General features: G+C 72.4%; 17 protein-coding genes. 9 read left to right on the top strand and 8 right to left on the bottom strand.

The genetic code is table 11. The features are described from left to right. Position 1: 1 nt before the first annotated feature. Positions 2 to 505 carry a nuclear transport factor 2 family protein gene (locus AC5L3X_RS26330; RefSeq protein WP_189125601.1) on the bottom strand — a complete coding sequence of 168 codons (504 nt, stop codon included), beginning with the start codon at positions 503 to 505 and terminating at the stop codon, positions 2 to 4. Positions 506 to 550: 45 nt separating this feature from the next. Next, positions 551 to 1,141: a TetR/AcrR family transcriptional regulator gene (locus tag AC5L3X_RS26325; protein ID WP_494860390.1), complete on the bottom strand. Its 591-nt coding sequence runs from the start codon at positions 1,139 to 1,141 to the stop codon at positions 551 to 553. Between the two features lie 71 nt (positions 1,142 to 1,212). On the opposite strand from AC5L3X_RS26325, the gene AC5L3X_RS26320 reads away from it, so the two are divergent. From AC5L3X_RS26320 to AC5L3X_RS26310, 3 genes are all read left to right on the top strand, one after another. Then, positions 1,213 to 1,707, top strand: a complete 495-nt coding sequence (locus AC5L3X_RS26320; protein WP_494860389.1) for an FBP domain-containing protein — start codon at positions 1,213 to 1,215, stop codon at positions 1,705 to 1,707. A gap of 61 nt (positions 1,708 to 1,768) precedes the next feature. Next, the gene (locus tag AC5L3X_RS26315) at positions 1,769 to 2,914 is read left to right on the top strand and encodes a serine hydrolase domain-containing protein (protein WP_494860387.1); all 1,146 of its coding nucleotides are present in this window, start codon (positions 1,769 to 1,771) and stop codon (positions 2,912 to 2,914) included. A 125-nt stretch (positions 2,915 to 3,039) separates the two neighbouring features. Next, positions 3,040 to 3,711 carry a Crp/Fnr family transcriptional regulator gene (locus AC5L3X_RS26310; RefSeq protein ID WP_494860386.1) on the top strand — a complete coding sequence of 224 codons (672 nt, stop codon included), beginning with the start codon at positions 3,040 to 3,042 and terminating at the stop codon, positions 3,709 to 3,711. Here the strand turns inward: AC5L3X_RS26310 and AC5L3X_RS26305 are convergent. The 3 genes from AC5L3X_RS26305 to AC5L3X_RS26295 form a co-directional block, all read right to left on the bottom strand. Further along, positions 3,695 to 7,066, bottom strand: a complete 3,372-nt coding sequence (locus tag AC5L3X_RS26305; protein WP_494860385.1) for an ATP-binding protein — start codon at positions 7,064 to 7,066, stop codon at positions 3,695 to 3,697. The two genes, AC5L3X_RS26310 and AC5L3X_RS26305, sit on opposite strands and share 17 nt — an antisense overlap. Before the next feature lie 179 nt (positions 7,067 to 7,245). Next, complete coding sequence (locus AC5L3X_RS26300) at positions 7,246 to 7,680, bottom strand: hypothetical protein (RefSeq protein ID WP_189125596.1); 435 nt, start codon at positions 7,678 to 7,680, stop codon at positions 7,246 to 7,248. Positions 7,681 to 7,811: 131 nt separating this feature from the next. Next, a complete protein-coding gene (locus tag AC5L3X_RS26295; RefSeq protein ID WP_494860384.1) occupies positions 7,812 to 8,390 on the bottom strand; it encodes a TetR/AcrR family transcriptional regulator in 579 nt (192 codons plus the stop codon). Between the two features lie 90 nt (positions 8,391 to 8,480). On the opposite strand from AC5L3X_RS26295, the gene AC5L3X_RS26290 reads away from it, so the two are divergent. Next, positions 8,481 to 9,869, top strand: coding sequence for an MFS transporter (locus tag AC5L3X_RS26290; protein ID WP_494860383.1), 1,389 nt, complete (start codon positions 8,481 to 8,483; stop codon positions 9,867 to 9,869). Between the two features lie 63 nt (positions 9,870 to 9,932). On the opposite strand, the gene AC5L3X_RS26285 is transcribed toward AC5L3X_RS26290, so the two are convergent. Continuing rightward, positions 9,933 to 10,370, bottom strand: a complete 438-nt coding sequence (locus AC5L3X_RS26285) for a cupin domain-containing protein (protein WP_494860381.1) — start codon at positions 10,368 to 10,370, stop codon at positions 9,933 to 9,935. A gap of 277 nt (positions 10,371 to 10,647) precedes the next feature. Here AC5L3X_RS26285 and AC5L3X_RS26280 point away from each other — a divergent pair, with 277 nt between their 5' ends. The 5 genes from AC5L3X_RS26280 (at position 10,648) to AC5L3X_RS26260 (ending at position 16,933) form a co-directional block, all read left to right on the top strand. Beyond that, a complete protein-coding gene (locus AC5L3X_RS26280) occupies positions 10,648 to 11,445 on the top strand; it encodes a class I SAM-dependent methyltransferase (protein ID WP_494860380.1) in 798 nt (265 codons plus the stop codon). Between the two features lie 103 nt (positions 11,446 to 11,548). Next, on the top strand, positions 11,549 to 12,997 hold the full coding sequence (locus AC5L3X_RS26275) for an MFS transporter (protein ID WP_494860379.1): 1,449 nt from the start codon (positions 11,549 to 11,551) through the stop codon (positions 12,995 to 12,997). A 73-nt stretch (positions 12,998 to 13,070) separates the two neighbouring features. Continuing rightward, on the top strand, positions 13,071 to 14,150 hold the full coding sequence (locus tag AC5L3X_RS26270) for a lipase family protein (protein ID WP_494860378.1): 1,080 nt from the start codon (positions 13,071 to 13,073) through the stop codon (positions 14,148 to 14,150). 69 nt (positions 14,151 to 14,219) lie between these two features. Then, positions 14,220 to 14,711, top strand: coding sequence for a hypothetical protein (locus AC5L3X_RS26265; RefSeq protein ID WP_494860377.1), 492 nt, complete (start codon positions 14,220 to 14,222; stop codon positions 14,709 to 14,711). Positions 14,712 to 14,995: 284 nt separating this feature from the next. Next, positions 14,996 to 16,933: a hypothetical protein gene (locus AC5L3X_RS26260; protein WP_494860376.1), complete on the top strand. Its 1,938-nt coding sequence runs from the start codon at positions 14,996 to 14,998 to the stop codon at positions 16,931 to 16,933. A 43-nt stretch (positions 16,934 to 16,976) separates the two neighbouring features. Here AC5L3X_RS26260 and AC5L3X_RS26255 read toward each other — a convergent pair whose 3' ends face one another. After that, on the bottom strand, positions 16,977 to 18,008 hold the full coding sequence (locus AC5L3X_RS26255) for an ABC transporter ATP-binding protein (RefSeq protein ID WP_494860506.1): 1,032 nt from the start codon (positions 18,006 to 18,008) through the stop codon (positions 16,977 to 16,979). Beyond that, a complete protein-coding gene (locus AC5L3X_RS26250; RefSeq protein WP_494860375.1) occupies positions 18,005 to 18,868 on the bottom strand; it encodes an ABC transporter permease in 864 nt (287 codons plus the stop codon). Before AC5L3X_RS26250 ends, AC5L3X_RS26255 begins: the two co-directional genes overlap by 4 nt. Positions 18,869 to 18,870 lie beyond the last annotated feature (2 nt).

The following is an 18,870-nucleotide window of genomic DNA, read 5'->3' as shown; positions in this document are numbered from 1 at the left end:
TCTAGGTGGGGTCAATGGGCGATCGGCCCGCGGCGGGATCAGACCAGCGGTTCGCGGTGAACCTCAGGCTGGGCAGGTCGTCGAGGGAGACGGTGTACTCGTACGTGCGGCGGTGGCTGGTGGCGGCGATCCGCCACCGCCCGTCGGAGCAGCGGCGGTAGGTGTCGCTGTAGTAGGCCGACCCGCGGATCAGCAGGCGGTACGCCATGGCGATCACGGTGTCGTCCAGGCACCACGTGCCGGTGGCGTGGTCGCCGTCGACCTCGATCTCGGGATGGCTGACGACGTGCGTGGTGATCATCTCGGGGCCGAGGTTGCGGCGCAGGTAGCCGACGATGTCCGCGCGGCCGTCCAGGTGCAGCGGGTGGCCGACGACCGGGGCGTCGTAGTCGGCCACCGCGTCCTCGGTGAGCGTGTCGGCGAGCTCGTCCCAGAGCTTCAGGTCGACGGAGCGCAGGTAGCGCGCCTTCGCCAGGCGGATCTCCTCCAGCGCGATCAGGTCCATGCGCCCCAGCATGCGCCCCCGCCGCGCCGCTGACAAGAACGTGTTCTAGTGCAGGGGGCATGGATCCTTCGCGGGCCAGTTGGCCAGCGCGACGTGCAGGCCGTCGAGGGATCGTTCCCAGGATCTCCGCACGTCGCGCGTATGCCTGAACCCGCCGTTGGCCTCCAGGGTGACGTAGCCGTGGAAGGCGCTGCGCAGCAGGCGGCCCGCGTCGGTCAGGTCCGGCTCGACCAGGTCGTACGCGCGGAGCATCGCGTGGGTGAGCTCGACGGTGCGGACATGGACGGTGGATCCCGCGAGGACGGCGGGGCTCGGCTGGACCGCCTGGGTCGCGGTGTAGCGGCCGGGGTGGGCCAGCGCGTAGTCGCGGTAGGCGTTGGCGAACGCGACCATGGCGTCCTTGCCGGCCCGGCCCGCGACCGCCGCGGCGATGCGGTCGGCCAGCTCCTCCGCGGCCAGCAGCGCCACCCGTTCGCGCAGCTCCTGAAGGTTCCTGACGTGCGAGTACAGGCTCGCGTCCTTGACCCCGAAGCTCCGCGCCAGCGCGGACACGGTGATGTTCTCGAAGCCGACGGCGTCCGCGAGATCCGCGGCCGCCCTCGTCACGCGCTCGGCTGTCAGTCCCGCACGGGCCATCCGCCACCTCTGTTTTCCTAGGGTAAATAAGCGTTTGCCTAATATATCTAGGAACTGTAGCGTTCCGCGCCATGAAAGCAGTTACTGAACAGCAGATCCGCGCATCGTTCGTCAACTGCTCCAAGGGGGAGGCCAAGCGGCTGACCCTCCCGCGGCGCCTGGCCGAGCAGCCCTGGGACGACCTTGACTTCCTGGGCTGGCGCGACCCCGGCGCGCCCGACCGCGGCTACCTCGTCACCGAGCACGGCGGCGACGTCGTCGGCGTGGCGCTCCGCCTGGCCGCCCAGCAGCGGGGGCAGCTCCACCGTGGCATGTGCTCCCTGTGCCTGACCACGCATCCCGGCAACGGCGTCTCCCTCCTGACCGCCCGGCGAGCGGGTCAGGCCGGCCGCGACGGCAACTCCGTCGGCGTGTACGTGTGCAGCGACCTCGACTGCTCCCTGTACGTACGCGGCAGGAAGATCCCCGACCTGGGCGGGCGGCTTGAGGAGTCCCTGACGGTCGAGGAGCAGATCGATCGCACCAGGAGCAAGCTGTCGGCCTTCCTGGACAAGGTCCTGGCCTGAACCGTCATGACCGTGAACACATCGCATCCATCGACCCCACGTCAGGAGAGAGAGGATCACCGTGAAGAGCAGTGGGTGGGCCGACGAGCGGTTCGGGGCGGTCGCCGACGCGTTCTCCCGGAACTTCACCGACCACGGTGAGCTCGGCGCGGCCGTCACCGTGTACGCCGGCGGCCGCAAGGTCGTCGACCTGTGGGGCGGGATCGCCGACCCACGCGACGGCCGCCCGTGGGCGGAGGACACGGTCGTGCCGGTCTTCTCCTGCGCCAAGGGCGTCGTCAGCGTCTGCGCCCACCTGCTGGCGCAGCAGGGCCGGCTGGATCTCGACGTCCCGGTGAGCCGCTACTGGCCGGAGTTCGCCCGGAACGGCAAGGAGGCGATCACGCCGCGCATGGTGCTCGGGCACCGCGCCGGGCTGCCCGCCCTCGACCGCGTGCTGAGCTTCGCGGAGATCACCCGGTGGGCGCCGGTGGTTCGCGCGATCGAGGAGCAGGAGCCGCTGTGGAAGCCGGGGGACGCCTACGAGTACCACGGCCATGTCTTCGGCTTCCTCATCGGCGAGGTGATCCGCCGGATCACCGGACTCACTCCCGGCGGGTTCTTCCGCCAGGCCGTCGGTGACGCACTGGGGCTGCGCACCTGGATCGGCCTGCCGCGGCACGAGGACGCGCGGCTGGCCAGGCTCGTCGAGGCCGAGGGCCGCCCCGCGATGCCCGGCCCCGAATCGCTGATCACGCGCATGGTGACGATGAACGGCGCGCTCGCCTTCCCCGGCCTGGACGAGCCCCACGGCTGGAACGATCCCGCGCTGCTCCGCGCGGAGCTTCCCGGGGCGGGCGCGGTCTCGTCCGCGAGCGGCCTGGCCGGCCTGTACGCGGCGGCCGCGACCGGGGTGGACGGCTCGGACCGCCTGCTCACCCGTGACACCGTCACCGACCTGGTGCGCGAGCTGTCGGCCGGGGCCTCCTGGTCGGGCCTGCCGGACGTGGGCGCCCGGTGGGGGAGCGGCTTCCTGCTGCACGCGCCCCGGTTCCGGCCCATGCTCGGCCCGCGCGGCTTCGGCAACGACGGCGCGGGCGGGCAGTTCGGCTTCGGTGACGATGAGTTCGGCGTGGGCTTCGGCTATGTCGCGAACCGCATGATCGGCCACGGCGACGGGCGCGCCGCCCGGCTCGTCGCGGCGGTGCGGAAGTCACTGAACATATGAATCTACATTGTAAAGGCGCTGGCCGTTCACACCTTCTTGAACAGCGCAGAAAGACCACTAACACCACGCAAACGACGCACTGACGGCGCGGTCGCCATACTCGGCCCAACGTGATGGAGGTGGCCGTGGAACGGTGGGAAGAGGGGCTGGCGGACCTGCGGGGGCGGGTGCGTCGCTGGCCGGCGGGGGCGGTTCTGTTCCGGGAGGGAGACCGTTCGGACTGGATGCTGCTGATCAGGGCGGGCCGGGTGAAGGTCACCTGCTCGACCGAGGTGGGCAGCGAGACGGTGCTGTGGGTGCTCGGTCCGGGGGAGGTGCTCGGCGGGTTGTCGGTGCTGGGTGAGGGGGAGCGGGCCATGTCGGCGACCGCGCTTGAGCCGGTGACCGGGCTGTCGCTGCCGTCCTCGGCGTTCGACGGGCTGCTGCGCGACAGTCCCGCCGTGGTGGTGGCGCTGTTGCGGTTGCTCGGCAGGCAGCTGCGGGAGGCCGAGGACAAGCTGGTCGAGTTCGGTTCGCTCGACACGCTCGGCCGGGTGACCAAGCGGCTCGTCGAGCTGGCGGACCGGTTTGGCGACGACTGCCCGGCGGGGCTGAGGATCAGCCTTCCGCTGTCCCAGCAGGAGCTCGCCGGTTGGACCGGCTCGTCCAGGATCGCCACCGCGCGGGCGTTGCGCACGTTGCGTGACCGGGGCTGGATCGAGACCGGCCGCCGGGAGATCGTCATCCGGGATCTGGCCGCCCTGCGGCGCCGCGCCGGACGGCTCTCCTCCCCGGTGGCGTTCAGCGCCGCCGGCTGAGGGGCACGGGAGCGGGCGCGTGCGGGAACGAGGTGAGGGGAGCGGTGCCCAGTTCGGCGTGCAACCGCGCGGCGTGGTCGGTCTCGCCCAGGGCCTCGTACGACCGGGCCTCGTCGAAGGCGATGCCGAGTCCGCGGGCGGCGGCCAGCGCCCGGGCGGCGGCGCGCCGGGCCGCCGGCGTCCGGCCGGTGAGGTCGAGCAGCAGCGCCGCCGCCCAGCCCATCCGGGCGGCGGCCGACGGGGTCCGCCTGGCCAGCTCGCCCATGTGGCGCAGCAGCCGGGGGATGGCGGGGTCGGTCATCCGCAGCGCCCGCAGCACCTCCGCCAGCCCCGCCCACGCCTCCAGGGTTCCCCGCAGCGGCATGTCCGGCCGGTCCGCGGCGCGCAGCGCGTCGATCACGACCCGCCGCGCGGTGGCCACGTCACCGTCCAGCAGGCAGAGCTGAGCCTGCAGCGTGCCGAGCCGCAGCCGCTGGATCGTCTGGATCTTGCCGCCGGCGTGGGCGAAGTGGGTCTCGTCGAGCCGGGGGAGGGCCGCCGTCGCCGCGCGTGCGGCCTGCAGCACCCGGGCGACCTCGGCGGGTTCGCGGTCGGCCAGCCGTAGCAGGGCCTCGGCCTGGCCGGTCAGGCACCAGTAGCCGGACAGTTCGTCGCCCATGCGCGCCACGGAGATGCCGGCCACCGTCGCCAGCAGCGGGGCGGCGTCCGCGTAGCGACCGCGCTGGACCTCCAGTTCGGCGAGCAGCCCGTGGCAGTGTTCGGCGAGGCGCCGGTCGGCGGGGTGGCGGCGGGCCGCCGTCAGGGTCTGCCGTGCCGTGCCGAACCGGCCCTCCGTGGCGAGGAGCAGCCCTCTGGCCAGGCGGGCGCGGGAGACGGTGATCGGGTCGGGCACCGTGGCGACGGCCTCGTCGGCCAGCCGGCCGTAGTGGCGTGACACCTTCTGGAGGCCGGCGAGGGCGGCCACGACGGCGACGTTCGCGTACGCCTCCGCGCGTTCGGCGATGCCGCCCGACCGTTCCGCCGCGTGCAGGTGACGCAGGACGGCGAGCAGCATGACGGTCTGGTCCTGCCGGTGGTAGCCGAGCTCGCCGAGCATCGACAGCGTGTGGGCGGCTTCGGCGGCCAGGGCGCGTCGCGGGGCGTTCCTGGCCGCTCCGGTGAGCGGTGTCAAGCGGTGGGCCGCCTGACGGAGGGCCGTCGTGGCCAGGGTCGCGAGGATGCCGAGCCGGGTCGTGGGCAGCGGCCGGTCGGCCACGGCGAGCGCGCCGGTCAGGGCCGCCAGGCTCTCGCCGCCGCGTTCGAACTGGAAGTGCGCGATCCCGGCCAGCCGGTGCCAGCGTGCCAGCTCCGCCCGCTGCTCGTCCGTGTCCGCGGCGGGCCTGCTCGCGATCATGTCGGCGGCGATCGACAGGGCCTCGGTGTAGTAGTGCCTGCGCAGGCAGAGCGTCCAGTAGTGCTCCGCGAACACGGCCCGGCCGGGGCCGATGTGACGCCAGGCGAGCCGGAGGTTGTCCATGTCGGGGTCGAGCTCGTCGAGGACGGCCGTGTCGGCGTGGTCGCGCAGCCTGGGCGCCCGTTCGCTGAGGAGGCGCGCGTACCAGGCGGCGTGCCGGGCTCGCGGAGTGTCGTCGGTGAGCCGGGCGACCGCGCACTGCCGGACGAGTTCGTGCACGCGGTAGCGGCCGTCGCGGTCGCGGCGTACGAGGGAGTGGTCGGTGAGCCTGGCGAGGACCACGGCGGTGGTGGCGGCGACCTCCAGCGCGGCCGCGAGCGTGAACCCGCCGGCGAAGACCGACACGCGGGCCAGGGCTCGCTGTTCCGGTGCGGTGAGGAGCCGCCAGGAGGCGTCGAAGACCTGTCTCATGCTCGCGTGCCTGCTCGTCGCGGGGGCCGGATGCTCCAGCAGGACCACGGGCGTGGCCCGCTCGCCCGGGGCGCCGGTCGGTGCCAGCCGGTCGGCGATCTCCTCGCAGGTCAGCGCGCGTGTCAGTGAGGCGGCCAGTTCGATCGCGAGGGGCAGTCCGCCGACGGCCGAGCAGATCCGGGCCAGCGCGCGAGGGTCGGTGTCGAAGCCGGGATCGAGCCTGCGGGCCAGTTCCGCGAACAGGGTTCGGGCCTGGGCGTCCGGCAGGGCGGGCACCTCGTGCACGTGTTCGGCGCAGCTGCCCAGCCTGCGCCGCGAGGTAGCCAGGATCCGCACGCCGGGCGCCGCCGACAGGATCGCCTCGGCGAGGCCCGTCATGGCGGGCAGGTGTTCGAGATTGTCCAGGATGAGCAGGGCGCGCCGGTCGCGTACGGCGGCGAGCAGCAGGTCGCGTGCCGGTTTCGGTGGCGTCAGGTCGACGCCGGCCGCCTTGGCCAGGGTCAGCGCCACGGCGTCGGCCTCGCTCACGCGCTCCTCGGCCGCGCCGGCCTGGCCGTCGCCGTCGGGTGGGCGTACTCCGGCGAAGGAGACGAACAGCACGTCGCCGTCGAAGCGCTCGCCGGTGGCGATGGCGAGTCTGGTCTTGCCGACGCCTCCCGGGCCGGTCAGCGTCAGCAGGCGGACGTGGTGGTCGCGTAGCCGCGCCGTCACCTGTTCGACCTCTTCGTCCCGGCCGACCAGTCCGGTCAGCGGGCACGGCAGCCGGCGCACCACGCCGGCAGTCGCCACGCCCCTTCCCGGTGCGGCCAGGATCCGCCGCCGCAGCGCTTCGGTGCTCGCGTCCGGGGGGATGCCGAGTTCCTGGTCCAGCACGCGGCGGCACGTCTCGTAGTGGGTGAGCGCGCCGGCGCGGTCGCCCAGCGCGGCCAGGGTCTCGATGACCATGCGGTGGGCGCTCTCGTCGAGCGGGTCGAACTCGAGCAGGCGGCGGGCCAGCCGCGCCGCGTCCTCGTGGTCGCGTTGCCGGTGCGCGGTGCGTGCCCGCTCGCGCAGTGTCAGCGCCGCCGCCCGTCCGGCCTGGTGGCGGCGTTCGGCCGCCCAGTCGTCGAACCGGGGGGCGTCGGGGAGCGCCAGGTCGTCGAGGAAGCCGCCCCGGTAGTCGTCCGGGACCGAGCCGTCCGTGACGAGGTCCTCCCAGTCGAGGGTGTACGGCAGGGTGCGGTCGAAGGCGACCTGGGTGGGGGCGATGGTCAGGTGGTCGCCCACGGTGCGGCGTAGTTCCATCAGGGCGAGCCGCAGGCTTCCGCGGGCGTTGGTCTCGGCTCGCTCGCCCCACAGCAGACCGGCCAGGGCCGACCTGGTGTACGGCCTGCCTTCGATCATCAGGTAGCACAGCAGTGCCCGCGCCTTGGCGGACCTGATGGGGACGGCGTGGCCGTCTCCTTTGGTGATCGAGCTCACTCCCAGCACTCGTACGCGCAACTTGTTCATCCGGCGTCCCCCGTCGGCACGATCTCGTGCGGCGGCCCCGAGCGTAATTATCCGTCCGAGTTACGAGAAGGCAATTGTCCTCATAAGTCGCCTGAGATCGGGGTGGGGAACGCGGAAGACGCTCCGACCCGCCGGGGAGTCGGAGCGTCCGTGAATCCTGGTGATCGATGCCGTGACCGTCAGGCCGGGTTGACCTCGTAGACGATGGTGTACTTGGCGCCGTTCAGGTGGTCGAACTCGTCGACCTGGACGCCCGCGCCGGACTCGGTGTCGTTGACGATGACGTTGCCGAGGAAGTCGTCCACGCCGCTGTCTTCCTCGAACAGCTCCATGACGGCGCTGCTGCCGGTGAAGTCGTGCGTCCTGCCCACGAGCGACTCGGTGTCGCCCTTGCCCATCTCGACCGGACCGAACTCGCGTGTCCCGTCGATGTTCAGGTACGGCCTGTCCTTGCCGACGGTGGTCTGCTTCTTGTTGCACGTCAGCGAGATCAGCTCGATCGTGTACGTGGTCGTCGTGCTCGTCGTGGTCGTCGCCGCTGCCGCCGGCAGCGCCGCGCTCGCGAGCGCGGCCACGGCGAGCGGCAGCACCGCCCACCGAAGAACCTTTCGCATGGCCTTTTCTCCCCTTTGGATGCTCGCCCGAGGACTTTTCCGGGCTGTCACCATTCCAGCCGGAAGCGGATGCGGGGTCTGTCTCGTCCGATACGTAGGCACGGTGTCCTTCGACACCCACGGTGGAGGGGTCAGCCGGTCAGTGCCGATTGGACGGATCTGGTCACCACGTAGGCGGCCTCATCTGAGGACAGCCGTCCGGCGCGCACCTCGGCCGCCGCGCCGTGCAGGATGTACTGGACCAGGCTGACCAGCCAGGTGGTGGGCAGGTCGGTGCGGAAGGTGCCCTGTTCCTGGCCGCGCCGGATGAGCTCGGCCATGCGCCGGGCGGGCTCGGCGTGCATGTCTCGCACCCGTCCCTCGGGGAGCACCCCCTCGGCGGCGGCCAGCAGGGCCGCGGACTCGGCCACGAGCGCCCAGCTCGACGCCAGCAGGCGGGTCATGGCGTCGCCCGCGTCTCCGGTCAGGTCGATGGACGACAGGGTCTCCTCGCCGGTCCGCAGCGCGTCCGTGAGCGCGGCTTCGACCAGGTCGGCCCGCGTGCGGAAGTGCCCGTAGAGGGTCATCCGCCCGACCCCGGCGGCCTGCGCGATGTCGTCGGTCGTCGCGTTCGGATCCGAACTCAGCAGGGTGCGCGCCGCGGACACGATGCGGGCGATGCTGCGCTCGGCGTCGGCGCGGCGTCGGGAGCGGGCGGTGGGCGCGGCCATGGCCCCATCTTATCTCGTACGGACGGATACGGGTTATAGTGAAGGCAAAAGCTCGTACATGAACGTACGAGTTAGTCGCATGGAGGTCCGATGACCCAAGCACCGGCACAGCAGACATCACCTCACGAGCCGCATCCGGCACGCTGGCGCATCCTGGGCTTTCTCGGGGTGGCACAGCTCATGCTGATCCTCGACGTCACCGTCGTGGCGATCGCGCTGCCCCACATCGAGACGGACCTCGGGCTCAGCCGTGAGGTGCTGACCTGGACGGTCAGCGCCTACACACTCACCTTCGGCGGCCTGATGCTGCTCGGTGGCCGACTCGCGGACCTGGTGGGAGCCAAGCGGGTCGTGCTCGCCGGCCTTCTCGTGTTCACCGCGGCATCGCTGGTGACCGGCCTGGCCGGATCCGCGGGCATGCTGGTGGGCGGTCGCATCGGCCAGGGCGTCGGGGCGGCGTTGCTCTCTCCGGCGGCCCTGTCCCTGGTGGTGGCCCTGTTCGACGGCGAGGAGCGGAACAAGGCCCTGGGCGTCTGGTCCGCGCTCGGCGGCGGCGGCGCGGCTCTCGGCGTCCTCCTCGGCGGCCTGCTCACCGCCGGGCCCGGGTGGCCGTGGGTCTTCCACATCAACGTGCCCATCGGACTGGTGATCATCGCGGTGCTCGCCGCCCTGCTGCCGGCCCGCTCGTCCGCGCCCGCCGACCGGCCCCGGCTCGACGTCCTCGGCGCGATCCTGGTGACGGCCTCCTCCGCATCGCTGATCTACGCCTTCATCGCCGCGGGTGAGAGGGGGTGGCTCAGCACGTTCACCGGGGGGCTGGTCCTGGCGGCCGCGGTGGGTTACGTGCTGTTCGTGCTGTGGCAGGGGCGGACGCGCTCGCCCCTGATGGACGTCCGGCTGCTGGCCCGGCGGCCCGTGGCGACCGGCGCCTTCCTCATCCTGATGGCGACGGCGCTGATGATCGCGGTGTTCTTCCTGGGCACCTTCTACTTCCAGCAGGCTCTGGGATACGGCGCGCTGCGGACAGGGCTGCTGTTCCTGCCGGTGGCGCTGGCGACGATGCTCGGCGCCAACCTGACCGGCCGCATGCTCGGCCGATGGGGCGGACGCGGGCTGGCCGTCGCGGGCCTGACGGTCGCGGCGATCGGCATGGCCGTCCCGGCGGTGTCGATGAGCCCGGTCAGCGTCGTGGCCGGCGTGGCCGTCGCGGCGGCGGGCACCGGCGCGCTGTTCGTCATCGCCTCGGCGACCGCGCTCGGCCAGGTGGCGCCGCACGAGGCCGGGATCTCCTCCGGCATCGTGAGCACCTTCCACGAGTTCGGCGCGTCCATCGGAGCCGCGGTCATGTCGAGCGTGGCGGCCGCGAGCCTGGCCGGGACCACATTGAGCGGCTTCGCCGGCGGATTCACCGTGGCCGCGGTCGCGGCGGCGGTCGGCGCCGTCGTCGCCGCGCTGGTCACACCCGGCCGTCAGAGGTGACCGGGGCGGGCCACAGCTGGAAGCGGGTTCAGACGGATGCCCGCGGCGAGCGGTCCGCCGCGCTCAGGCCGGACGCGGGGCGCGGCGGTCCCCGCGCCGGGCGAGTTCGTCGTCGTCGACCAGGGTGAGCATCGGCTGGCCGGGCTCGCACAGCATGGTGACGGTGAACCGCAGGGGGATGTCGTCGCGGTTGTTGCCGTCCTGGTAGTGGATGACGTCGCCGCCCGGCTCCCAGAAGGCCTCCCCGGCGCGTACAACCCGCTCCGGCTCGCCCTCCAGTTCCAGCAGCATCTCGCCTTCCAGCACGTAGCCGAACGCCGGCCCGGAGTGCCGGTGCGGCGGGGTGCCGGGGTCGCCGGGCGGGAACTCGATCACCACGACCATGGCGTGCGCGCCCTGCGGGATGAACGGCGGCTCGGCCTCCTGCACCAGGGTCAGCGCCGTCTGCCACGCGGTGGATCTCGGTTTGGGGCCGGTGGTCGCGGGGTCGTTCTCGGACATGGGATGACCTCTCCTGCCTCTGGGTGATGGAGCGCGGGCGGGGCGCGCTACCTGTCTGCGGTGTGTGGCACGCCGGTCGTGGTAGCGGATCCGGCCAGGGTGGCGCCGTCGCCCGGTACCAGTGTCCGCTCGCCGAGCTCGCTTCCGAGGTAGCGCGCGTGCGTGTCGGGGCGTGGCGGCGCAAGGTTCCGCTCCGTGGCGGGACCGCCGCCCAGGGGTCCGGTCGAAGCAGGACGAAGCGGTGACAGCGGTGCCGCCGCGCGATCAGGCTTGGATCATGGCACACCATCTTCGGCTGCGAACCACCTTCGACAGCGTGGCCGGCTCCTATCAGAACGCCCGCCCCGACTACCCGGCCGAGCTGTACACGGATCTGCTCGCGATCACGGCGATCACGCCACCGGCGCACCTGCTCGAAGTCGGATGCGGGCCGGGGAAGGCCACCCTGCCCCTGGCCCGGAGGGGCTTCGGGATCACCGCGGTCGAGCTCGGCGAGGCTCTGGCGGCGGAGGCGCGGCGCCGCCTCGCCGCGTTCGCTGGCGTTTCCGTGGTCACGTCGTCGTTCGAAGACTGGGAGCCGCCGGCGGGAGTCCGCTTCGATCTCGCCTACGCGGCCACGGCGTGGAAGTGGGTGGACCCGGAGGGCAAGTACGCGAAAGCAGCCGAGTTGCTCACCGAGGGCGGCCACCTGGCCGTGTGGGACGCCGACCACGCGTTCCCGGCAGGCTTCGACCCCTTCTTCACCGAGATCCAGCAGGTCTACGACGAGATCGGCGAAGGCGACGGCGCCCCGTGGCCCCCGCCCCGGCCCGAGGAGCGGTTCGACCCCACCGCCACGGAGTTCGGGGCCTCCGGGCGCTTCACGGTGGTCGGGACCCGGCGCTACGTATGGAGTTCGCGCTACGCGGCAGACGAATACCTCGCCCTGGTCGACACGTTCTCCGGCCATATCGCCATGGAGCCGGCCAAGCGGCAGCACCTCTACCAGGAGATACGCCGCCTCCTCGCCGCACGCCCGGACGGACGACTCACCCGCCACTGGTCGGTCGTCCTCACGATCGGCCGACGCCTGTGACGTGGCGCGAAGCAGGAGGGCACGAGGCTGGAACACCGGTGGAACGGGATGGAACACGGTGAGGGGCAGCCGCTAGTCACAGCGCTTTCACCGGGGGGTCGCAATGGCACGTTCCACAACGCACTTACGCTTCGAGCCGAAGTCTCTGCGAGCGCTCAGCCCGTTCGCGTTGCCGCTCATCTGCACGGCGCAGTTGATGGCGACTCTGGACGTGACGATCGTCAACCTCGCCCTGCCGGCCGTGCAACGGGAGTTCGGCCTGTCGAACTCGGGTCTGGCGTGGGTGATCGACGCCTACACGCTGGCCTACGCGGGCCTGCTGCTCCTGGGGGGACGCGCCGGGGACCTGGCCGGTCATCGTCGTACGCTCATGATCGGGATTTTCGTGTTCACGGCCTCGTCCCTGCTCGGCGGGCTGGCGCAGGACTCCATGCTGCTGCTGGCCGCGCGTGCCGGGCAGGGAGTGGGCGCCGCGCTCGCCACCCCGACGACGCTCTCCCTGATCACCACGCTGTTCGCGCCGGGGCCGGCGCGCACCAGGGCGATGGTCGCCTACGGGGGCATGGCGGGGCTCGGCATCACGCTCGGGCTGGTTCTCGGCGGAGTCCTGACCGAGCTGGCGTCCTGGCGGTGGGTGTTCCTGGTGAACGTGCCCATCGGGATCATGCTGCTGACCACCGCGCGGCGGGTCCTTCCCGAGTCGAACGGGCCGCGGCGCCGGCTGGACGTGCCGGGCGCCGCGCTGGGGACCGGCGCGCTGGCCGCCCTGGTCTACGGCGTGATCCGCGCGGGCGCCGACGGATGGGGCGACCTGACCTCCTCGATCGCCCTCGGCCTGGCCGCGCTGCTGTTCGTGGTCTTCGTCGTGGTCGAGCGGAGAACGGCCGAGCCGATGCTGCCGCTGCGGCTCCTGGCGCATCGCACGCGGCTGGGGGCGTACCTCATCGCCGGGCTGCTGTTCGCCTGCCTGTACCCGTCCTTCTTCTTCCTCAGCCGGGCGCTGCAGGACGTGCTCGGTCACGATCCGATCGAGGCGGGTCTCAGGTTCCTGCCGATCGGGATCGGGGTGCTCATCTTCGCGATCGTCACCCGGCGGCTCGTGCACGTGTCCGGGCCCCGGACGCTGGTGCTGGGCGGCACCGCCGCGACGGCGGTCGCGGCGCTGTCCCTGGTGACGCTCGACACCGGCGGCTCCTATCTCACTCTGCTGCTGCCCGCCCTGGTCGGGCTCGGCGCCGGGGTGGGGACGACGTTCGTGGCCAACGCCGCCGCGGCCATGACCGACGTCGCCGAGGCGGACGCCGGAATCGCGTCCGGGCTGCTCAGCACCTTCCAGGCGGTCGGCGGCACGGTCGGCGTCGCGGTGCTCGCCGCCCTGGCGGCGTCGCGGACCACGGCGGACCTGGCCGAACGGGCTCGGACGGCCGCCGCGCACCCGCCGAGCGTGATCGGTGAGGCGCTCATGTCGGGATTCGTGCAGGGGTTCGCCATCGCGGGCGGCCTGGCCGTGGTCGCGTTCGGCGTCGCCCTGGTGACCGCGCCCAAGCGCTGAACCCCGGCGTCGCCCGTGTCACCGCACCGAAGCGGTGAACTCCACTTTCACTTTCACCCAGAAAGGTGTCGTTGTGAATATTCCTGTTCCAAGTCTTGATGCCTTCTACGCGCCGGTCGACCGGCCGGGCCGCCCCGGGGACCTGCTCCGGTTCCGCGAGGTCGACGTCAAGAGCGGTGAGGCGTGCGTCGCCTGGCAGGTGGTCTACGTCTCGACCGATTCGCGTGACCGGCCGATCGCGGTCTCGGGAACGGTCCTCGTCCCTTCCGCGCCCTGGCGGGGCGCCGGTGTCCGGCCGATTCTCAGCTACGGGGTCGGCGTGCACGGTCTGGGCCGCGATGTCGCTCCGAGCTATCTGATGCGGTCGGGTACGGAGTTCGAGATCACGATGGTCGAGTCCGCGCTGGCGCGCGGCTGGGCGGTCGCCGTCACCGACGGGGAGGGCCTCGGCATGCCGGGACCCCACACCTACGGGGCGGGCCGAGCCGGCGGCCACACCATGCTGGACATCGTGCGGGCGGCTCCCGGTCTCGGCGCGGAGCTGACCCCGGGCGGGCCGGTGCTGGTCTGGGGGTACTCCGAAGGCGGCCGCAACGCCGCCTGGGCGGCGGAACTCCAGCCCTCCTACGCGCCGGACCTGGATGTGCGGGCAGTGGCGGCGGGCGGGGTTCCCTCGGACCTGCTGGCGGTCGCGAAGGCCATCGACGGGGGACCGTTCTCCGGGCTCGGGCTCGCGGTCCTCGTCGGCCTGGCGCACGCCCACCAGGACCCCGCCCTCGAAGCGGTCCTCAGCGAGCGCGGCAAGCAGGCCGCCGCACGGGCCGCGACCCTGGACGTGACCGGGCTCATCGTCGACTTCCCCGAGCCGCTGCACCACCACACGGTCCGGGCCGAGCCCTGGGACGATCCGGCCTGGCTGACGCTCCTCGACCGGGAGAAGAACGGCCGCCACAGGCCGGGCGCGCCCGTCTACCTCTACCACGTCGCCGGCGACCTGCTGGTGCCCACCACTCAGGGCCGCGAGCTGTTCGCGGACTACGCCGCGCTCGGCGCCCAGGTGACCTGGGCGGACGTGCGGGCCGAGGAGCACCTCGCCGGCGCGTTCGCGGGAGCCCCGGACGCCGTCGAGTGGCTGGCGGAACGGCTCGGCTGACCTCTGTCCACCTGGCACGCACGCCATCCGGGCCTGCTGCCGCACCACCTCGCGACCACTGGAGACATCATGTCGATACTCAAGAGAACCATCCGCACGGCCGCCGTGCTCGCCGGCGCCACGGCGGCGCTCCTCGGCCTGGGGACGGTGTCCGCGCACGCCGGCGCCGCGCCCGGCGTCATGGCCAAGCCCCGCCTCACGATCACCAAGCTGGGCGGTGACCAGTGCCAGCTGACCGTCATCACCACCGTCGGCATGACGCAGGCCCAGGCGCAGTACCAGGTCGACAACGGGGCGACGGCCCGGATCGAGGTCTGGGCCGACGACCTCGTCTACGACAACCGCCTCTACAAGGCGCCGAACGCGCTGATGACCGCGAGCAAGTACGACGGCGGCCTCATCATCACCGCTCAGCCCAAGCTCCCCTGCTTCTACCTCGACGAGGACCAGAGCCAGAACTTCGATGCCGAGGGGGATGAGATCTACGTCAAGGTCGTTTTCGAGGGCCCCGGCTATTCCCGGATGGCGAAGAACTCGAACGTGGTGAATGGCCGTTGGTAGTGGCGTGGCCGTCGATATGAGCCCTGCCCGCCGAGCTTGAAATCGGCGGGCAGGGCTGTTTCACGTACGAATCGCTCGGGCCGCGCGGCGGCCCGCGGCGAACCCGGCAAGGGGCGGCGCGAAGAATGTCGAAGTCCCGGCTATCCGAGCCGCCGTCGAATCTGAAGAATCGTCGCTATGAAACTCCGCTCACCGGCCTGGAGAGGTGCATGATCCGCCAACCGTCCCCTTCCCGGGAGTGTCCGTCGCATCAGGGACTGGACGTTTCGGAGCGGGTCGGCTCGATGCTTCTCAATGGGCTGCGCGCCTGGTGCGTCGAGGGTGACCAGCGCGCCAGCCGGGACCATTTCGAGGCGGCCCACCGCGCGGCCGAAGCCGAGGGCGACGGCCGGGCGACGGCTCTGGCGGTGCTGGGCCTGGCCGGTCGGTGGGTGCACGACCATCGCGGCCTGACGGCCGGCACGTCGATCGAGGTGCGGCTGCGGCACGCGTTGTCGGCGGTGGACCCGCGCTCGACGCTCGCGCTCCGGCTCCGGGTACGGCTGGCCGCCGAGGCCGACTACCGGTCGGGCGAGCACGCGGCCATCCTCGCCCTGCTGGAGGAGGCCAGGAGAGCCGGTGATCCGGCCGCCCTGGCCGAGGCGGCCGACCTGGCCCACCAGTGCCTGCTGGGTCCCGGCCATGGTGAGACGCGTCACGAGGTCTCCCGGGAGCTGCTCGCGGCGGGTTTCCAGACCCGGTGCCACGGCGATCTGCTGCTGGGCCTGTTGTGGCGCACCATCGACCATATTCTCGACGCCCATCCGCACACCGAACGCTGCCTGGCCGAGCTACGCGGCGAGCTGGCGCGGCAGGACCATCAGGCGATCGGGTTCGTGCTGCAGGCGATCGACGTGATGCTCAGCATCCGCGCGGGCCGGCTGGAGCAGGCCGAGGCCGAGGCGACCCGCTGCGTCGAACGGGGCATGGTGGTCGGCGACCCCGACGCCGTCAGCCGGTACGGCGGGCAGATGGTGGCCATCCGCTGGTATCAGGGCCGCCTGGGCGAGCTGGTGCCGATGCTGGCCGAGGTGGTGAACTCACCCGACCTCAGCGCGGTCGACAACTCCTACCTGGCCGCGCTGGCCGTGGCCGCCGCCTCCGCCGGGGATCACCGGCAGGCCTCCGGCGCGCTGGCGCGGCTGCGCCGATTCGACCTGGCCCTGCTGCCCCGGTCGAGCACCTGGCTGGCCGGCATGTTCGGCATCGTGGAGGCCGCGAACCTGCTGGGCGACGCCGAGACCGCCTCCGTGGTCTACGAGCTGCTCACCCCGTTCGCCCATCTGCCGTTGGTGGGCAGCCTCGGCATCGCCTGTTTCGGGTCCGCCCAGCACACGCTCGGCGTGGCCGCGCTGACCATGGGCGACGCCCAGCGGGCGAACGAGCACCTGCGCATGGCCGTCAGGGGCAACCTGGCCATGGGGCACTGGCCGGCGGCGGTCCTGTCGCGCATGCGCTGGGCCCAGGCGCTCCTGCTCCGGGCGGGCACCGGTGACGTCGACGAGGCGGCCCGGCAGCTGGAGGTCGCCTCGCGTGAGGCGTCCGGGCTGGGCATGGTCCTGCCGGGGGAGCGAGAGCTGTACGGCGCGGTCGCGGACGCCGTGTCCGGGGGGCGGCGGCCGCTCCTGGAATGCCGGCGCGAGGGCCGCTGGTGGCGGGTCGGGCTGGGCGTCCGGAGCGTACGGGTGGAGCACAGTTTGGGGATGGCCTATCTGGCGGTCCTGCTGGCCAATCCCCGGTACGAGATCCCGGCCATCGAGCTGGCCGCGGGACCCGTTCCGGATCAGCGGGCGGCCGCGACCGCCAGGGGCGGCATCGGGCATCCGACGCTGGACGAGGAGGCCATCAAGGCCTACCGCGAACGGCTGTCGTCGTTGCAGGAGGAGATCGACGAGTACGAGTCCGCCAACGACCTCGCCCGGACCGAGCGGATCCGCGCGGAACGCGACTGGCTGATCGAGGGACTGGCGTCCGCGACCGGTTTAGGCGGGCGAGTCCGAAATTTCACCGGAAATGAGGAGCGCGCCCGCATTTCGGTCGGTAAGGCCATCCGGCGGGCCATTCAGCGAATCGCCGACGCCGACCTGATGCTCGGCGAGGAATTGCGGGTCACCGTACACACCGGACGACTGTGCTGCTATCAACCTCGGGATGACAGGCCCGTGCGTGGCCGCGTTCCCTGATCCCCGCAACAGGGGCGGAGTCGCCGCCTTCGGACGTGGAGAGTCATGCCGGGTAGGCGTGGGTTTCGGTGGCCTTGACCGAGGCCCAGATCCGCTGGCCGGGGGTCAGGTCGAGATCGGCGACGGCGGCCGGGGTGATGTCGGCGAAGGCGGCGATGGGCCCGTCGAGGTGCACGCGGACGTTGTCGCCGTGTCGTTCGATGCCGTCGATCGTGGCCTGCCACAGGTTGCGCGGGCTGCCGTCGGGGCGGGAACGGTAGAGGGCCACGGCGGCGGGCGCGAAGGCGACGAACGCGGGCCCGTCGAGCGAGTCGGCGGTGCGCAGCAGCAGCTCGTCCACCTTGACCTGTGTTCCGCCGGCCAGCCCCCGGTACAGGTTAAGCCCGACGAGGCGGGCCACGTAGTCGGTGCGCGGGCGGCGGGCGACCTCGCCGGGGGTGCCTTGCTGGACGATGGCGCCGTTCTCGATGACGATCAGCCGGTCGGCCAGCACCATGGCGTCGAGCGGGTCGTGGGTGACCAGGACGGTGACGCCGTCGAAGTCGTTCAGGTGGCGGCGTAGCTGGGAGCGGACCTCCAGCCGGGTGTGGGCGTCGAGGGCGGCCAGCGGCTCGTCCAGCAGGAGCAGCTCGGGCCGCACGGCCAGCGCCCGCGCCAGGGCCACCCGCTGCGCCTGCCCGCCGGACAACTGCCGGGGCTTGGCGGCGGCGCGGTCGGCCAGGCCGACCCGTTCCAGCAGGGCGGCGGCGGCACGGCGGGCCTCGGTTTTGGGCACGCCCTGGCAGCGTGGCCCGAAGGCGACGTTGTCCAGCGCTGACAGGTGCGGGAAGAGCAGGTAGTCCTGGAAGACCATGCCGATCGGGCGGCTCTCGGCGGGCAGGGTGTGCAGCGGCCGGCCACGCAGGCCGATCCGGCCGCCGGACATGCGGGTGAGCCCGGCCAGGGCGCGCAGGGCGGTGGTCTTGCCCGCGCCGTTGGGGCCGAGCAGCGCCACGACCTCACCCGGTTCGACGCGCAGGTCGATGTCCAGGGTGAAGGCGGGCCGGGTGACGACCAGGCGGGCGTGCAGGGTCATGGGCTGCTCACCCACCGGTCGCGCAGGCTGGCCAGGATGACCACCGAGACGGCGAGCAGCACGAGGCTGAGCACGATGGCGGCCTCCGGCTCGGTCTCCAGCGCCAGGTAGACGGCCAGCGGCATGGTGCGGGTGGTGCCGGGGAAGTTGCCGGCGAAGGTGATGGTGGCGCCGAATTCGCCCAGCGCCCGCGCCCAGCACAGCACCGCGCCGGCCACCACGCCCGGCATGATCATCGGCAGCGTGACGCGGCGGAACACGGTCCAGCGCGAGGCGCCGAGCGTCGCGGCCGCCTCCTCGAAGCGCTGGTCGGCGCCGCGCAGCGCGCCCTCGACGCTGATCACCAGGAACGGCATCGCGACGAACGCCTCGGCGATGATCACCCCGGCGGTGGTGAACGGCAGCGTGATCCCGAAAGTGGCCTCCAGCCACTGCCCGACCAGCCCGCGCCGCCCCAGCACGAGCAGCAGCGCCACCCCGCCCACGACAGGCGGCAGCACCAGCGGCACGGTCACCAGGGCCCGCACCAGCCGGCGCCCGGGGAAGTCCACCCGGGCCAGCAGCCAGGCCAGCGGCACCCCGAGCAGCAGGCACACGGCGGTCGCGACGCTGGCGCACACGAGCGACAGCCGCAGTGCCTCCAGCACCTGCGGCTCGGCCAGCCGCTCCAGCAGCGTCGGCCAGGGGGCGCGGATCAGCAGCCCGGCCAGCGGCAGCACCAGGAACACCAGCCCTGCCACCGCGGGCAGCACCAGCATCCAGGGCAGCCGACCCGAGACCTCACGGCCCGCGGCGGGCCGACCGCCGGGCCCACCTGGCGGGCCCGGCGGGCCGACTCGCTCCGGCACAGAAGAGCTCATCC

It is taken from the genome of Nonomuraea sp. CX421, from assembly GCF_059358955.1.
This window is presented reverse-complemented; position numbering and strand designations above follow the sequence as displayed.

Coding starts and splice junctions, on each gene's coding strand:
- AC5L3X_RS26330 (WP_189125601.1), bottom strand. CDS start 505: ATGGACCTGATCGCGCTGGAGGAGATCCGCCTGGCGAAGGCGCGCTAC.
- AC5L3X_RS26325 (WP_494860390.1), bottom strand. CDS start 1,141: ATGGCCCGTGCGGGACTGACAGCCGAGCGCGTGACGAGGGCGGCCGCG.
- AC5L3X_RS26320 (WP_494860389.1), top strand. CDS start 1,213: ATGAAAGCAGTTACTGAACAGCAGATCCGCGCATCGTTCGTCAACTGC.
- AC5L3X_RS26305 (WP_494860385.1), bottom strand. CDS start 7,066: ATGAACAAGTTGCGCGTACGAGTGCTGGGAGTGAGCTCGATCACCAAA.
- AC5L3X_RS26300 (WP_189125596.1), bottom strand. CDS start 7,680: ATGCGAAAGGTTCTTCGGTGGGCGGTGCTGCCGCTCGCCGTGGCCGCG.
- AC5L3X_RS26295 (WP_494860384.1), bottom strand. CDS start 8,390: ATGGCCGCGCCCACCGCCCGCTCCCGACGCCGCGCCGACGCCGAGCGC.
- AC5L3X_RS26290 (WP_494860383.1), top strand. CDS start 8,481: ATGACCCAAGCACCGGCACAGCAGACATCACCTCACGAGCCGCATCCG.
- AC5L3X_RS26285 (WP_494860381.1), bottom strand. CDS start 10,370: ATGTCCGAGAACGACCCCGCGACCACCGGCCCCAAACCGAGATCCACC.
- AC5L3X_RS26280 (WP_494860380.1), top strand. CDS start 10,648: ATGGCACACCATCTTCGGCTGCGAACCACCTTCGACAGCGTGGCCGGC.
- AC5L3X_RS26275 (WP_494860379.1), top strand. CDS start 11,549: ATGGCACGTTCCACAACGCACTTACGCTTCGAGCCGAAGTCTCTGCGA.
- AC5L3X_RS26265 (WP_494860377.1), top strand. CDS start 14,220: ATGTCGATACTCAAGAGAACCATCCGCACGGCCGCCGTGCTCGCCGGC.
- AC5L3X_RS26260 (WP_494860376.1), top strand. CDS start 14,996: ATGCTTCTCAATGGGCTGCGCGCCTGGTGCGTCGAGGGTGACCAGCGC.
- AC5L3X_RS26255 (WP_494860506.1), bottom strand. CDS start 18,008: ATGACCCTGCACGCCCGCCTGGTCGTCACCCGGCCCGCCTTCACCCTG.
- AC5L3X_RS26250 (WP_494860375.1), bottom strand. CDS start 18,868: ATGAGCTCTTCTGTGCCGGAGCGAGTCGGCCCGCCGGGCCCGCCAGGT.